The sequence below is a fragment of the Priestia sp. SIMBA_032 genome (assembly GCF_046535215.1).
Taxonomy (GTDB): domain Bacteria; phylum Bacillota; class Bacilli; order Bacillales; family Bacillaceae_H; genus Priestia; species Priestia aryabhattai.
Genome location: NZ_JAWRXD010000003.1, coordinates 235,578 through 250,968 on the forward strand (window position 1 = coordinate 235,578; position 15,391 = coordinate 250,968).

13 protein-coding genes and 2 other annotated features are annotated in these 15,391 nt (G+C 36.7%); of the genes, 3 read left to right on the top strand and 10 right to left on the bottom strand.

Annotated features, from left to right (window positions below; all coding sequences use genetic code 11):
• Positions 1-27: 27 nt before the first annotated feature.
• Entirely contained in the window at positions 28-1,428 is a 1,401-nt protein-coding gene (locus tag SB717_RS11360) for an amino acid permease (protein WP_029714325.1), read from the bottom strand.
• Between the two features lie 385 nt (positions 1,429-1,813).
• Between SB717_RS11360 and SB717_RS11365 the strand changes: the two genes are divergently transcribed.
• Positions 1,814-2,020, top strand: coding sequence for a hypothetical protein (locus SB717_RS11365; RefSeq protein ID WP_029714323.1), 207 nt, complete (start codon positions 1,814-1,816; stop codon positions 2,018-2,020).
• 171 nt (positions 2,021-2,191) lie between these two features.
• Here SB717_RS11365 and thrS read toward each other — a convergent pair whose 3' ends face one another.
• The 3 genes from thrS to SB717_RS11380 all read right to left on the bottom strand — a co-directional run bounded on the left by thrS (position 2,192) and on the right by SB717_RS11380 (position 7,044).
• Entirely contained in the window at positions 2,192-3,409 is a 1,218-nt protein-coding gene (gene thrS, locus SB717_RS11370) for a threonine--tRNA ligase (protein ID WP_410903742.1), read from the bottom strand.
• Positions 3,410-3,461: 52 nt separating this feature from the next.
• Positions 3,462-3,690 (bottom strand) — a binding site (T-box leader).
• A gap of 39 nt (positions 3,691-3,729) precedes the next feature.
• Positions 3,730-3,955, bottom strand: a binding site (T-box leader).
• A gap of 401 nt (positions 3,956-4,356) precedes the next feature.
• On the bottom strand, positions 4,357-6,099 hold the full coding sequence (locus SB717_RS11375) for a sulfatase family protein (protein ID WP_410903743.1): 1,743 nt from the start codon (positions 6,097-6,099) through the stop codon (positions 4,357-4,359).
• Positions 6,100-6,585: 486 nt separating this feature from the next.
• On the bottom strand, positions 6,586-7,044 hold the full coding sequence (locus SB717_RS11380) for a cell wall hydrolase (RefSeq protein ID WP_029714319.1): 459 nt from the start codon (positions 7,042-7,044) through the stop codon (positions 6,586-6,588).
• 257 nt (positions 7,045-7,301) lie between these two features.
• Between SB717_RS11380 and rpsN the strand changes: the two genes are divergently transcribed.
• Positions 7,302-7,571, top strand: coding sequence for a 30S ribosomal protein S14 (gene rpsN / locus SB717_RS11385; protein ID WP_071274461.1), 270 nt, complete (start codon positions 7,302-7,304; stop codon positions 7,569-7,571).
• A 92-nt stretch (positions 7,572-7,663) separates the two neighbouring features.
• Entirely contained in the window at positions 7,664-8,056 is a 393-nt protein-coding gene (locus SB717_RS11390) for a (2Fe-2S) ferredoxin domain-containing protein (protein ID WP_410903744.1), read from the top strand.
• A gap of 165 nt (positions 8,057-8,221) precedes the next feature.
• Here the strand turns inward: SB717_RS11390 and SB717_RS11395 are convergent, their stop codons facing one another.
• From SB717_RS11395 to SB717_RS11420, 6 genes are all read right to left on the bottom strand, one after another.
• Positions 8,222-9,523 (bottom strand): valine--pyruvate transaminase, encoded by a 1,302-nt coding sequence (locus SB717_RS11395; RefSeq protein WP_410903745.1) that lies wholly within the window; start codon positions 9,521-9,523, stop codon positions 8,222-8,224.
• 15 nt (positions 9,524-9,538) lie between these two features.
• Positions 9,539-10,774 (bottom strand): DUF6421 family protein, encoded by a 1,236-nt coding sequence (locus tag SB717_RS11400; RefSeq protein WP_410903746.1) that lies wholly within the window; start codon positions 10,772-10,774, stop codon positions 9,539-9,541.
• Between the two features lie 27 nt (positions 10,775-10,801).
• Positions 10,802-11,740, bottom strand: a complete 939-nt coding sequence (locus tag SB717_RS11405) for a DMT family transporter (RefSeq protein ID WP_029714313.1) — start codon at positions 11,738-11,740, stop codon at positions 10,802-10,804.
• Between the two features lie 32 nt (positions 11,741-11,772).
• Positions 11,773-12,333, bottom strand: a complete 561-nt coding sequence (locus tag SB717_RS11410) for a hypothetical protein (RefSeq protein WP_029714312.1) — start codon at positions 12,331-12,333, stop codon at positions 11,773-11,775.
• 15 nt (positions 12,334-12,348) lie between these two features.
• A complete protein-coding gene (locus tag SB717_RS11415; protein WP_410903747.1) occupies positions 12,349-13,611 on the bottom strand; it encodes an ATP-grasp domain-containing protein in 1,263 nt (420 codons plus the stop codon).
• Positions 13,612-14,151: 540 nt separating this feature from the next.
• Positions 14,152-15,357, bottom strand: coding sequence for an MFS transporter (locus SB717_RS11420; RefSeq protein WP_410903748.1), 1,206 nt, complete (start codon positions 15,355-15,357; stop codon positions 14,152-14,154).
• Positions 15,358-15,391 lie beyond the last annotated feature (34 nt).

Genomic DNA, 15,391 nt, shown 5'->3' on the forward strand with positions numbered 1-15,391 from the left:
CTTTGCTGAAAGGCTCTTTTTTTACTTTTAACTCGCTTTTTTCATTTCTTTACTTGTTAATCGACTGTGTTTACGCGAATAACTGACATATACAACTATACCAAGCACAATCCATATGCTAAAATACAGCCATGTTGTTTTAGGAAGATTAATCATTAAAAATAAACAAGATAATACAGATAAAATTGGTAAAACAGGGACAAACGGCATTGTAAATCCACGTTTTAAAGTTGGATGCGTTTTACGTAAGATGATAATGCTGACGCCCACCATGCCGAAAGTTAAAAGAGCTCCGATATTTGCTAAATTCGCAAGTTCTTTTAGATCAATAAACCCTGAAATTAACGCTCCGATAATCCCTACTAGCCAAGTAGAAAGAGTCGGAACTCCGGTTTTCTCATTTGTTTTAGCAAATGCTTTTGGCAGCAAGCCGTCGCGGCTCATTGAGAATAAAATGCGTGTTGCTGCATAAATGTAGGCGAAAATAACAGCCATGATTCCAATGACAGCTCCTGCAGCAATAACTCCTGCCACTGCATTTTGTCCTACTGAATGGAGAACATAGGCCATTGCTTCTGGAACATTCAGTTCCTTGTACGAAACAACTCCAGTCATAACAAGGCATACTGCTACATAAATAATCGTGCAGATCACAAGTGAACTAATAATTCCAATGGGCAAATTGCGCTGCGGATTCTTTACCTCTTCTGCTGATGTAGATAAGGCATCAAAACCTAAGAAAGCAAAAAATACGGCCGCACCCCCTGTCACAACACCTTCAATTCCATAAGGCATAAAAGGTGTCCAATTAGACGGTTTTACATAAAAAGCTCCTACAATAATAAAAAGAAGAATAATAAACAATTTAACAAGCACCATAAAGTTATTCACTTTTTTACTTTCTTTTGTTCCTCTTGAAAGCAGCCATGTAATAAGAAGCGTAATACAAATAGCAGGAAGGTTCACTAGACCTCCATTTGCAGGGATCGTAATCAATTCTTTTGGCAGCGAAAAACCAAAGCCTTCTAAAAAGTTGTTAAAATAAGAAGACCATCCGTTTGCTACTGCTGACATTGTTAACAAATAGACAGAAAGCAACGTCCACCCCATTAAGTGCGCTACCACTTCGCCGATGGTTGCATATGTATAGGTGTAAACGCTCCCAGATACAGGTATAGTTGAAGCAAATTCCGCATAGCACAGCGCTGCAAAACCGCATACAATAGAAGCCAATATAAAAGAAAAAATAACGGCTGGTCCAGCATCGTTAGCAGCTACTAAGCCTGTTAATACTAAAACCCCCGTTCCTATTACGGCTCCAATACCAAGAAGAGTCAAATCGAATGCTCCTAATGTTTTGACTAGAGATTTGTTTTGACTTTGTTCTAATAATTGCTCGATTGACTTCTTTTTAAATAGTTTTCCCATTGCACTCTCTCCTCTCTGTTGTCACTCATCCCTTAAAAAACTTGAAAATGACGTTTTTCCCCATTTGGCTGCGCGTTTTTACTTTAGATACAGAAGTAATTATATAGAAATAATTACTAACTTGTCTATTAGTATACTAATATCATTATATATATTTCAAGAGTTTTTGTAAGCGATTTCTTAATATCACTCCATTTTGGATTTATAAACTAAATAAAGAGGTTATCATTGTGTTCATGTATAATAAGTTTGAATAAAAATAATATTCTAAAAAATTATTTTATATGTTTTTAGATAACTTTTTTACTAACTATCTTTAGATGTAAATTCCTGACATAGAGATTATTTACAGAACGATGAATGTTTTAGCTTACCGGGTGTTATAATGATGAAAACTGAAGTGTATAAAGGGCGGAGAGAGATGCTTAACTTACTTATTGGCTGTATTTTACTAGCATTAGGAGTGTACTTTATGTTTAAATTTCTTTTTTACTCTCCTTCTAAAAAGAAGCGAGAGCAGCAAAACATAAGCAAACCGTCAGATGAGGCTTCATCTTCATCCCGTACAAACGATTCGAATGGAATAAGATAAATTTTTTTATAAAATACCGGCGTTTGTCTAAGGCAAAAGTTATACTGCTGATATATATTATCTTATACCCTTCTAGTTCAATATTCCCTTCATTTTGGTGTAAGACAAAATGAAGGGAATCACTATCCGACTTAAAAAATCGGATTTTTCTATTTAGTAAGGTAAATAGCTTCAATAAACTCTGTTTGAATTCTTTTCTTTATTCAAGTGTACAGCTGCCTCTTCCACACTTACTGTTCCTATATTTTTCTTCCCATGCTTTCGCATAGCAAGCGATTCGTTTTCCACTTCTTTATCTCCTATCACAGCCATATAAGGAACTTTCAGCATTTCTGCTTCTCGAATTTTCAGCCCTATTTTTTCAACGCGATCATCTACTTCAACACGATACCCTTTTAACTCCAGCTCGTGTTTCACTTTATATGCATATTCCACATGCGGCGGTGCAATAGGTAATAGTTTGAGTTGAACAGGAGCTAACCAAAGAGGAAATTGACCTTCGTAATGTTCAATCAAGATGGCCATAAACCGTTCAACGGAACCGTATATAGCGCGGTGAATCATTACGGGACGATGAGGTTTATTGTCTTCTCCAATATACATACAGTCAAACTTCTCCGGCATTAAGAAATCAAGCTGAACTGTTCCGCACTGCCAGCTGCGACCTAAGGAATCTAAAATATGAAAATCGATTTTCGGCCCATAAAAAGCTCCGTCTCCTTCATTCACCTGATAGTCTAAGCCTTTTTCACTTAACACAGATTGAAGCGACTTTTCTGCTTGATTCCATGTTTCAATATCTCCCATAAATTTTTCAGGTCGTGTGGATAGCTCCACTTTGTAATCGAAGCCAAAATGTGAGTAAAAGTCATGGATAAATGCTAGAATGCGACTAATCTCAGCTTTGATCTGACTAAGTTCTACGAATAAATGAGCGTCGTCCTGTGTGAATGAACGGACTCTTAGCAATCCGTTTAAAGACCCAGAAAGCTCGTGACGGTGAACTAATCCAAGCTCTGCGTATCGAATCGGAAGTTCTCGGTAGCTTCTTCGCTTGCTGTTAAACAATAAAATGGCTCCCGGACAATTCATCGGTTTAATCGCATAGTTTTGTTTGTCAACATTTGAAAAATACATATTCTCATGATAGTGCTCCCAGTGCCCTGATTGTTCCCAGAGTTCCTGTTTCATCATGATAGGTGTTTTTATTTCTTGATATCCTGCTTTATAATGCTTTTGTTTCCAGTAGTTCTCTAACTCGTTTCGAATAATCATTCCGTTAGGTAAGAAAAATGGCATACCAGGAGCTTCTTCCATTGACATAAAGAGCTCCAGTTCTTGACCTAATTTTTGATGATTTCGCTTTTCTGCTTCCATTTGTTTTGACATGTTCATTCCTCCAATATGTTTTTATTCAACAAAAAACCGCACTCATCCCTAGTAAAGGGACGAATGCGGCCGTGGTACCACCCTAATTCCGTAAAATACCTATACGTATTTTACGCTTAAAAAGATAACGGTTTTACCGGTTGCGGTTTCAGTGTATACACATTCCCCGCCGCAGCTCCAAGGTGGTAAATTCATTTCGTTTTCTAAGGGTTCTCAGCCAGTGACCCTACTCTCTGTAAAAAAAATTCAAAAATGATTCATGTCCTTTTCATTGCTTGTATATTCTTTTTTTCTACATAAAAAACCGCACTCATCCCTAGTGAAGGGACGAATGCGGCCGTGGTACCACCCTAATTCCGTAAAATACCTATACGCATTTTACGCTTAAAAAGATAACGGTTTTACCGATTGCAGTTTCAGTTATGCACGTTCCCTGCAATAGCTCTAAGGTGGTAAATTAGATGTTTTCTTAAGGGCTCTCAGCCAGTGGCCCTATTCTCTGCGAAGAAAACAGCATCTAATTCGTGTCCTTTTCATTGCCAAATACTGTTTATTAGTTGTTAAAAGCGATTATAGTGTATAAATTTAACAAAAGTCAAGAAGTATTTTTTTGTTTTTTAATGGTATAGAATTACTTTATGCTTGAATTCCCGAAGAGTTACTTAGGAATACAATGGCTTGAAAAGTTTTTTATTATAATATTAACATCTACATTTTATTCTTGTTTTTTCCTTTATTGTGTGAAAATAAAGACGGAAAAGAAAGATAGCACAAGTACGTATTTGTTTTACCTAAGTATTATTAACGAGGTGAAATCCAGTACTACCCAAAACAGAATAAGTAACATAGCACAAGTATCATGAGGTTTTTTATTTGTATACTAAAATATTAAATATACCTTTTTCTACTTACAAAAATATTTGGCTTGAATCCGTCGAAACTATTTTTTATCTATCTTTATCCGGAAGCTCATCATTCATGCTTCCACTTTGCGGAAAAATCCGTTTTTTCCTGATTTGTTCTTTAAGAATAACATCAAGCTGCCGCTGAATTTTCCTTGTTTCATTTGTCGAAAAATACGGATGAGCCAGATTTACTGTTTCTAACGGATCCTTGGTCAAGTTGTACATTTCAATTTGATCGGGAACCCCTGTTGTTTTTGGGGTAGTAAGACTTACTGGGTAACCTTCATATTGCCCTCGGTGAATGACTTCATCTGGTTCGTCAGATACTGACCGAAATTGCGGATTATCATGGTAGCGAGCGTATTTCCAAATTTCCTTTCCTGCAGCTGACGGAAACTCTACAATGACCGCTTGAATGTGATTAGGCTGAACAACTGACGGGTAGCTTTCTCCTAAAAAATTTGTTTGGTGAAGTCCTTTTGTCGGATCATCATCCGTCATGAAGAAAATCGGTATTTTTTCTTCATGAAGCGATGTTTCTCCTCGCAATGTTCCTGAGAGGTCACGCCCAACAAATGGATGTACTTCCGTATGGCTTTTTTGCAATTGCTTTTGAACAGCGGAAGCATCGATATTAGCCCAACTAAGCATTGTCGGGATCAAGTCAACGTGACTAGTCAGCAGGTCTGTACGTCGATAACTCGGAAACAAATGCTTGTTGTGAATGAGAAGGGGCACGTGAATAGACTCTTCATACATGTTGTACCATTTTTGATGTAGCCCTCCGTGAGCTCCAAGTAAATCACCGTGATCCGACGTAAAAATAATAATTGTATTTTCATAGAACGACGATTGTTCTATAGTCTGAAGAACTTTCAAAATTTGTTTATCAACATTTTTTTGAAGCTGGTAATATAAGCGCGGGTAGAAACTAGAATTTGGCGTCGGCTGCAGCGCTTTTGGATAGATGTATTTATAGCTGCTTTGAGCGCTAGGCTTTGTTTGTAAAGATTCTCTAATGGTAGGTGGCGGCTCGATGTTCGGAATTGTTTCGTCAATAGAAAACTGAAACATAGGAAGGTGTGTGGTAATCGCTCCGAACAGCGCAATGTCATGCGGGTTCACAAACGAAGCTACCATGAGCCAAGGCTGCGCAGTCTTTTGATATTCTAATCGTTGAATAAGCTCTATGATTTCCTCTGCATATATTTCGTCTCTTCCGCTCACTCCAATGGCCGCAGATGAACCAGAATTGTGCGGGTTTCTCCCCTCTGGCTCTGGACCAATCCACCCTGAAAAACCAAACTTTTCAAGCTTATTAGCCCGTTGATAGAGGGACTCTTTTTTTGGATCCGGTATTCCTGTTTGCATCTGGTAGCTAGAAAAAACGTTATGTGTTCCTGGAATTAAGATGTTCTCATCAGAAATATGCCATTTTCCTTTATAAAAGGTTTGATACCCAGCCTGCTTAAAATAATCTCCCATCGTTGGGACGGTATTAGGCTGCAACCAAAACATTTCAGGATCTTGTGACTTCTTTGCGATACCTTGCGTTTGCGTAACGCCGTGCAAGGAAGGGTACTGCCCTGTAAACAATGTAGCTCGACTCGGTGAACAGGCTGTAGAACCGACGTAGTGACGAGTGAATGACATCCCATGCTGTTTTAAAAATTCATGTGCTTTTAAATGTTTTTTTCGCCACTTTTTTACGTCTTTACTTTCATATACGGGTGGAAATCGTTCTTCGTCCACCATAATTAACAAAAAATTAGGCTGCTCCTTCATATTTACTCCTCCGCGTGTTTATCAAATTTTCTGTATTGATAAACTATGTAAAAAGGACTTTTTTTAGAAGAACGGAGTACGGTTCATGTCTTTTTATACCCAAACAAAAAAAGACTTGGAGGATTTCTCTAAGTCTTTCATAACTCGTTTCAATAAGATATTCCTTATTTTTTGTATGCTTTTAGCTGCTGATTGCGTTTATAGGTAACAATTATACTAGATATACGTACAATTATGCTTATCATAAAACTCCATATCATGTAGCGCTACTCCCATAAAAAAACGAGCTGACCAACAAGAGCTAACCATGAAGTTATCCAAGCAAACATCATATTCTCTTTCAAGTTATCACCTTATATTTTTAATTATGAATGACTTCTTTTATTTTACCATAAAATTCTAGTTTCAAAGGCTGTTCTACTGCTTATTTTATGTACATAACTAAAAAAGCTAATGACAGCGCGTAGCTAACCATTAGCTTTTTCATTATTTCGCAAATACATGTTGCCCTATTTTAATTGTTTCTTGTTTTTGGCGCAGCCATTGATCTCCCGTTTTATCAGGATTAAAGAAGAATAATGAACCTTTTCCTTGACCTTGGAAGTTAATTGCTTCTTCTACAGCTTTTTTTGAACCTTTGTCTGCAGGTTTATTAATTTGACCGTTGCTGACCGGGCTGTACTGACCTTTTTGATAAATAACGCCTTTTACAGTATCCGGGAATTTGTTGCTGTCGACTCTATTTAATACAACTGTTGCCACGGCTACTTTACCTGCATACGGCTCTCCTTTGGCTTCAGCTGATACAAGACGAGCTAATAATTCTTTATCATTTTTATTTACTTGAATGTGCTGTTCATGTGCGGGCGCTGCAGCAAATGCAGAGTAACCTGCACCAAAACTTGGAATAAGCATTGCGATAGCAATCACTAATTTCTTCATCATAAAAATAAAAGCCTCCTTGCTATTTCTTTACGTGGTTCATATGCTAGCAGAAATATAGGGGTCTTTCATTGCAAAAAATTATCCAATCCCAAAAGAAACTGGATGTTGCTGTTCTTCTTCAGCTGTTTTTAACAGTATAAAACGGCGGTCTGGATTATAAGTATTAGTTGCATTTACTTCATTAGTGGTTTATGATGTAAAAATACAAATAGTAATGATTACGATTTAAGAGAGTGCTTTAAGAAAGGATGGAAGATTTGGCTAAAAAATCAAAAATAGCAAAAGAAAAGAAACGACAAGCACTTGTCAAAAAATACGCTGAGTTAAGAAAACAATTAAAGGAACAAGGAAATTATGATGAACTACAAAAACTCCCGAGAGATTCTTCGCCTACTCGCCTGCATAACCGCTGTGAGGTAACGGGAAGGCCTCGCGGATATTTGCGTAAGTTTAAACTTTCTCGAATTGCTTTTAGAGAGTTAGCTCACAAGGGACAGCTTCCTGGAGTGAAAAAATCAAGCTGGTAAATTTCTAATTAAGTAAAGGCAGCCTTTTGGCTAAAAAAAGAATGAACACGCCCTGTAAATCGTAATCATTACTTTTAGTAGGAGGAATTAATATGGCTACATGGAACTTAGATACAACGAAACATCACGTTCTTATTTGCAATGGAAGCAGCTGCAATCGGGTTGGAGCCGAAGAAGTTACACAAGCGATTCGAAGTGAGATAGCCAATCAAGAATTAGATCCATACATACACACTACTCGCACTCGATGTAATGGAAGATGCCACGACAAATGCGTCGTCATTTCCTATCCAGACGGTATTTGGTATAAAGATGTGAAACCTCAGGATGCACGAGAGCTTATTAACTCATTAAAGAAGGATCAGCCTTTTGTAGAAAAAATAAGCCATACTCTTTGCGAAGAAGGTTTTCAGCGAACAGAAGGTACTGTGAAAGGTATCTCAAAAGAAAAAGAAACCGGCATCAAAGTATCTAAAAAACTTTAATTTACATCAGCGAGAACATAGCCCTTGTAAGATTAACCAACGAACAGAGAAACATCATTAAAAATGTCTGTTTGTTCTCTCTGATTCACCTGTTACTTAATCTAAACACCAAAAGCCGCTTCTGGTGAACAGGGCGGCTCTTGTCATCTTTAAATAGTTAAGAAATTATATTTTCTCTGTTTCAAATATGGAATTTGAACTGTATATTTCCTTAACTACTGAAGAAAGAATATCAATTCCTTTCTTTAACTCTTTATCTGTAGCGGTAAGACTTATACGAATGCACTCCCGGTTGTGAGAAGAAGATTGACTGCCGTGAAAGAATGATCCGCCTGGCACTACAATCAAGTTTTCTGCTTTTAATTTATTGTATAGATCGTTATCACTGAAAGGTAAACCTTCTAACCAAAGCCAACCAAATAACGAACCTTCCGCTTTGTGCAAATACCAAGGAATATCATCCGGCATACATGTAGTTAAAAGTTTTTTTAAATAGTCATGTTTTTGTTTATAATGAGCTCTTATATAGTTAGCTGAAATTTCGGCTAACTGCCCGCTCTTTAAGGTGCTAACCACCATTCGTTGACCTAACCTAGAAGAGTGAATCAAAATATTTGATTGAAATGCTTCCATTACTTTTATGAAGCCACTTTTTCCTATAGCAATTCCTATTCTCTCCCCAGGCAAGCCGACTTTAGAAAGACTCATGCAGTGAATGATATTATCATGTATGATTGGATCCATTTCAATAAAATTAATAGCAGGAAAAGGTGGTGCGTAAGCTGAATCAATTAGCAATGGAATGCGATAGTCCTTGCACACTTGGGATATAAAGTGTACGGCTTCTTTTGAAAGAATGTTGCCGCTTGGATTATTAGGTCTTGATAATACGACAGCTCCGATATCTGGGTCCTGAGCTATTTTATCTTTGAATGCCTGTTTGTTAAATTCATAACGAAACGTATGATGATCAAGCTTTGAGACGATAGGAGGAATTCCTTCTATTACACCTTCCTCAAGCGCGACTCCACTATACCCAGCGTAATCTGGCAGCATAGGTATTAATGCTTTTTTTACTCTTCCTTCTTTACTTGTGCCGCAAAACGAATTTAAAGCTAAAAAAAACAGATTTTGACTTCCGGAAGTTATCAAAACTTGTTCTCTGTCCAGTTTAATACGATACTTCGTAAAGAAGTATTCTCTTATGCAATCAATTAATTCATGCGTACCGTAACTAGAACCATATTGGCTAATCAAATTCTTTAGTTGTTTATCGTTCACAATATCTTTTAAAGCTTCTTCCCACATTTCATAAACTTGAGGGAGTATGTCAGGGTTGCCAGCGCTTAAATTTACATATTGGTTGAGATCAGAATTGAGCACTTCTTGGATGTCATGCATAATCGCGCGAACGCCTACTTTATTAGTCATTTTGTTTCCTATTTTACTTAAATACAAACCAGTCACTAGTGCATCTTCTCCTTAAAGATTATGGTCATCGAATAGTAAGTATGGAACTTCAATCTTTTTATTTTGCTGATTAATAAAGTAATTGTCCGGAATAGTAAATTTATCACCGTTCTCACTAGGCAGTAAGTATTTTCGAACATAGCGTTCAGCTTTTTCTTTATAGTCAGAGTCACTTTGAATCGTTTCAAGTTCTTCAATTTCTTTTACTAAGAGATCCAGTTCTTTTAAGCACATGTCTAAATCTAAACAAGCATGTTCTCCTTTTCGGGAAATTGAACGACCATTTGCAACCAGCCAGCTAAAAAGAAAAAACCCCGTTCCAGAATCAAAGTTTCGAGGTGCATTGTGCTGACTAGGGTATCTTAACAGGCGTTCAAAGAGAACGAATTCCGTTATCTCTTCCCAAAAAGGATATTTTCTTTTATGAAGAGTCAGCACCGTCTGGCAGTCTACTTTAACTTCTTCCAGTATGCCTGCAAAAAAATTCATTTTCGCCTGTATATGTTGGTCAAAAGGTTTATTTCCGCAGTGATGGTAATAATCATGCAGATATCCCCAAATTACCCTTGCCTGATAAGTGTCTTCTCTATTCATAGCGCGAGATTTAAAGTTAAAATCAGGAAATATAGAACACGCTCTTTTTAATGTATCATCATTGTATATGCTGTGAAATTTATTAAAGAAAAATATTGCGAAGTTTTGACTTGTTATCTTTTCTTTTGTTTTTACATTCTCAGGAAAAAATACAATACACTTCCCTTCTATAAATCCTTGAGTACCAGCCAACAGCTTTAACGATTGACATCCATTTTTAGGATGAGGAAGGTCTGCTTCAATGGATTTCATGATTTCAGGCTCATCGCGAACGGCGATAAAGGCTTCTAAATAAAACCCTCTTTTTGTAGGGCCATTTGGCGTTACAATCGGTCCTAAAAAGAACGTCGCTTCCCCGTTTGCAGGTGGGCTATAAGCAATTAATGTTTGATCAAAATAAGGAACCTCATCGAGCCCTCTTTCAATCCAATTACATACGTCATTTTTTAATGCGTTCCACACTGCAGGTAAATTTAAAGAGTTATATATTGTTTCAGTTTCAGCAACTACTTTTAATAAGAGTTCTCTAGCTTTTTCATAATTTCGTTTGACCTCTCCATTTGGGCCCTGATATTTTCTTATCTCATATAGAGCAGGTACTATTTTATCGTTTAATAACTCCACTAAACTTTGAGTATGATTTTTTGTTAACATGATTAAAACCCTCCTTTTTTAGAACAGCTACTTAGCAGAAATATTTTTAGATGATTTAAGAGTAGAGTTATGTGTGTTTTTCTCTATTTGCTTTTTCAAGTTAATAAATATAACCCCCGCTATTACAAACGCTGTACCTATATAAACCTGTTTGTTTAATGTTTCACCTAAAAAGACAAATCCTACATATAAGGCGATAACCGGTGAAATAAATAAATGCGCCGTTGCTTTTGATATATGCCATTTTTTTAATAAATAAATATTAATAGAAAACCCTAAGACCGACCCTATAATAGCCAAGTATAATAATGAAATAAGACTAACCCCAGAGAAAGTGCGGTTTCCGTTCTCTACAAATAAACTAAAAATCAGTAAACAAGCGCCTCCACTTAGCATCGAAAAAGAATTAAAGGTCATAATAGGCAAGGATTTTATACGAGATTGTACTTGAACAGTTATAAAAGCAGAACCTAGCATAGCAGTTAAAATGACGATCATGGCTACTATTTGAATAACATTTCCCTGTATAAGCAGCTGATTTCCAAATACAACGCTCATACCAATTAAGCACATGACTACACCTATCTTTTGTCCTTTTGTAGCTGGTGTTCCTTTAAATAAGCGATTAAATAAAAGGGCAAACACTGAAATGCTGGCAGCTAAAACGGAGACAAGTCCACTTGGCAAATAGACAGATGCCCAATAAACAGAACCAAACGGTATAGCAAAATACAAAATTCCGTTTAATGCTGAAATGATTACTACTTCTTTTGAAACGGCCATTTTTTTTGTAAATAAGAGGTAGAGGGCGATTATTAAACTAGCAATTAAAAACCTCATACCTGCTGACCATAGAGGCAAGCTATCCTTTAATCCAATCTTTTGAAAAGCCCATGTCGTTCCCCCAATGACGGCTAATAGACAAAACAAAAGATGTACATGAATACGGTTTAATTTAGAAATCACTGTTTCACCTTATTTCTTTTTTAAAGTTGAGCCTATTTTCTTCCGTGGAGCGTAAAACACATCGGCACTTCTCCAAAATCTTTTACAACTGTTAACCCCTGCTCGTTAGCAGCTTTACTTGTTGTGATACAAGCGTCTACTTTCCCTGCTAAGCAATCAATTGCCGCTTGAGCATTACTATTTACTAACTGAACATTGGTACTGATGGAATGAGCTAAATCTACAGGGGCAGGATGTGAAGCGATTAATAAACTGTTGTTCGCTATCACCTCTTCTTTTGAGGCAAGCACCATGTTATACGTTGGCATAATAAAGCTATCTACTAGCTCTAAACTAGTTAAATTTTTGAACACAATATCATGTAAGTAAGGATATACCGCGCAGCCTAAAAGAGCAGAACTCTCCGTTTCTTTCACATGAACTAAAGCTTCTTCCAACGTTTGATGCAAAAACACCTGACCTTGTATGCCTTGACGTTCAAACCAAAGATAGCCTGCTTTTTCACAATTTGTTCCTTCAGGACCTAAGGTATGGATAATGCTAATCTTTTGAAGCTGCTTATTTTTCTTACTAGACGACTCTGCAACTATCATATCCTTTGATACCCCCTATACATTTACTTTATTTTGATAAACGATCTTTACTTTGTTATCTAAATAGCTGTAATATTGCTCACAGTCGGAATAAGAGTCATGAGTGGTTAAAATAAATCCAGGGTAACCTGAAAAGTGCGGATACGGTAGAATGTCTGTTCCTTTAGCTATAAATTGAATAACCCTTTTTACTTTAGTATCTCTACGCACGTCTTCTAAGCCTTGAATTTCTTTAAAAATCCCATGGCCTTGCACAGGAATAATGTAGTTACCTACTACTTTCTTTTGTTTACTTTCATTTTTTAATGCAGGCGGTTTTAATCCTAATACATAGTGAAAAACTAGCCCCATATAGTTAATACCTGTACTTTCTTTTACGATATAATGAGAAATCCCAGATCCTCCAATTCGCGCTCCTATTTCAATCACATAAGGTTTTCCTGTCGGATCCAGGCGTAATTCAATATGAGCCGGTCCATCCTCGATCCCTAAAGCGCTGGCTGCCCTAGCTGCTTCTTGTGCAATAGATTCCCAAACGTTTTCTTCTAGCTGAGCTGGAGCTATATAAACACCTTCTTCAAAGAAAGGTCCCTTGGAATTTCCTTTATAACCTATAGAAAGCACATAAACTTCTCCTTCTACAGTAAACGTCTCAATAGCAAACTCTGGCCCGTCTATAAATTGTTCAATTACCATGCCCGTTTTATTTTTTGTGAATTTACTTAGGTCTTCTTCATTTACGCGTCTCACTTTTTCTATGCTGTCAATCAGTTCCTTTTTATTATTAGCTCGTGATACACCTTGACTGGAAAATCCGTTAGAAGGTTTTACTACGACAGGATAAGGCAGTGAAAGATTCTTTAATTCCTCCGTATTTTCAACCTCTTTAAAATACGGAGTGTTAAGATCATTATCTTTTAAAACCTCTCTCATCTTCTGTTTGTTGCGACAGTTACTAATCACAAACGGTGATAAGCCCGGTAAGTTTAATTCTTCTGTCAGCTGAGATACAAACTCTAATGCAGGCTCATATAATGTCATAATGCCGTCAAAAGGATTTTTGTGATGCTCTGCTTTAATAATCTCAAGAGCTTTGTCTGGGGTGTGAAATAAATCGATGGGTATGAAATTTTGTACGTTTTTAAGATGCTTAGGTTCTACTTCTTCTTGGTTATAAAAAAACGTCACTTTAATTCCGAGAGCTTCTGCTTCTTCAAAAATAAACGGTAAATATGTATTTTGTAACACAACTGCCAGATGCTTATTTTGTAACGGCATTTACTTCCCCCCTACTTTTAAACAGCTCTTCACTGTTCGATGACTAAATTCTAATGACCGCTTCATATATTTGTCAATTTAATTTTATATAACATTAGGAATATATAGAATATTTGATATATTAGTAAAAAGTAAAGAAAAGAATGGTTTATAGGTTTGATACTAAAGCAAAATTAAAAGCAGGAATTTTGCTATTTGATTATAAAGATATTTTCAGAAAAAATTTGATGAGAATTTTTATAAAGAAAAGAAATTGAGACTTAACTAAATCAATAGACGAACAAATTGGATAAAGTAGCTAGTATAAATCACTTATTACACCACTGTTGATTTCCGTGCCAGACTTCGCTTTCCGCGGGGGAACTCACCTATTCCGATTTTCCCGCAGGAGTCTTCGTCTTGTCCTTCAACCACCAGATAGAAGCACCACCATACATGAAATCTACGTTCATCCTGACCATAAAAAAATCCGAACGATTCATCGTTCAGATCTTCCATCAATTAAAATACTTTTATCCCAGCCTCTTTTCGACTTAGCATTTATTTCATAGCCTGCAAACGATTATTAGCTTTTTGTTTTGCATCACGCTGAACGAAAAAAATGATGCAAAGCGCCAGAAGATATAAGCATGCAAAAGCTGTTATGTACCAAAGTGCTGAGGTGATTCCGCTTACATCCATAGTAAAGCCAATAAGTGCAGGGAAAACAGCTCCTCCAAGCCCTGAAAAACCAGTAATTAAACTTGTTACAATACGAGCAGATTCAGTAAACGTATGGTTAGCATATACCATTGTTATCGAATAGATACCTGACATTGCAAGCCCTAAAAACCCTAATAAAATATAGCCTGCTACTGCTTCTTTTAACACAATAAACAGCACTAAACTCACAATTGTTCCTCCAATGCTGCCAAAAAGATAACGTTCGTATGTAACAATTTGAATAATCCATCCAGTAGCCACTCGTCCTATTAGCATAGCCACCCAAAAAACACTTATGCTCAAAGTAGCCTGTGACGGAATTACATCTAGATACGCGATAAAAATAGACGAAAGAAAATTATTCATACTGCTTTCTACTCCGGCGTACATAAAAATCATCACACTAAAAAGGGCGAGTATTTTCCATCTTTGATTTTTAGCAAGCACAGGCGCAGGTTCTGAGTTGGCGTCTGAAGCATCACTTTCTGAAGTTAAAACAGTCTCTTTTTTAAAAGGAATCATTTTACAGACCACAACCATTAGTAAAGCTAGCACACTCGTTATAAAAAATGAAAATCTCCAGCTGTTCTGTGAAATCAATAAGCTAGCTACTAACGGCATCAACAGCGCACCTAGACCAAATGACACTTCTAAATAACTCATAACAATAGCTCTTCTACCGATAAATACTTCCATCATTAAAGTAGCTACAACTACTTCCAATGCGGCCACACCAATACCGTTTAAAAAATTGAATGCAATAATCCACTCAAATGGAGGCAATAAAAGCATACCTATTTGTGATAGCGCTATCATTATTGCGGCAATTGTAAGTAAATTCATTTCTTTGAAGCGTCCTAAAAGAAAAGAAGATAGCGGAACTCCTATTAAAAATCCTAAAGAACCTAATAATACAAGCTGCCCGCCAACCGTATAGGACACATGATAATGTGTTAACAATTGCGGTAAGACGGACCCTACGGCTGTAATGACTAATCCGCCGAGCAAATAAAGCGCATATGAAGCTAGCGCAAACTTTTTCATCTCCCCACTCCCTTAAATTCTCTAAAACTTTCTT

What these genes read in the sequence shown, in the direction of transcription:
- SB717_RS11420 (WP_410903748.1), bottom strand. Translation starts at nt 15,357, where the DNA reads ATGAAAAAGTTTGCGCTAGCTTCATATGCGCTTTATTTGCTCGGCGGA.
- SB717_RS11410 (WP_029714312.1), bottom strand. Translation starts at nt 12,333, where the DNA reads ATGATAGTTGCAGAGTCGTCTAGTAAGAAAAATAAGCAGCTTCAAAAG.
- SB717_RS11375 (WP_410903743.1), bottom strand. Translation starts at nt 6,099, where the DNA reads ATGAAGGAGCAGCCTAATTTTTTGTTAATTATGGTGGACGAAGAACGA.
- SB717_RS11365 (WP_029714323.1), top strand. Translation starts at nt 1,814, where the DNA reads ATGATGAAAACTGAAGTGTATAAAGGGCGGAGAGAGATGCTTAACTTA.
- SB717_RS11360 (WP_029714325.1), bottom strand. Translation starts at nt 1,428, where the DNA reads ATGGGAAAACTATTTAAAAAGAAGTCAATCGAGCAATTATTAGAACAA.
- thrS (WP_410903742.1), bottom strand. Translation starts at nt 3,409, where the DNA reads ATGTCAAAACAAATGGAAGCAGAAAAGCGAAATCATCAAAAATTAGGT.
- SB717_RS11380 (WP_029714319.1), bottom strand. Translation starts at nt 7,044, where the DNA reads ATGATGAAGAAATTAGTGATTGCTATCGCAATGCTTATTCCAAGTTTT.
- SB717_RS11415 (WP_410903747.1), bottom strand. Translation starts at nt 13,611, where the DNA reads ATGCCGTTACAAAATAAGCATCTGGCAGTTGTGTTACAAAATACATAT.
- SB717_RS11390 (WP_410903744.1), top strand. Translation starts at nt 7,664, where the DNA reads ATGGCTACATGGAACTTAGATACAACGAAACATCACGTTCTTATTTGC.
- SB717_RS11400 (WP_410903746.1), bottom strand. Translation starts at nt 10,774, where the DNA reads ATGTTAACAAAAAATCATACTCAAAGTTTAGTGGAGTTATTAAACGAT.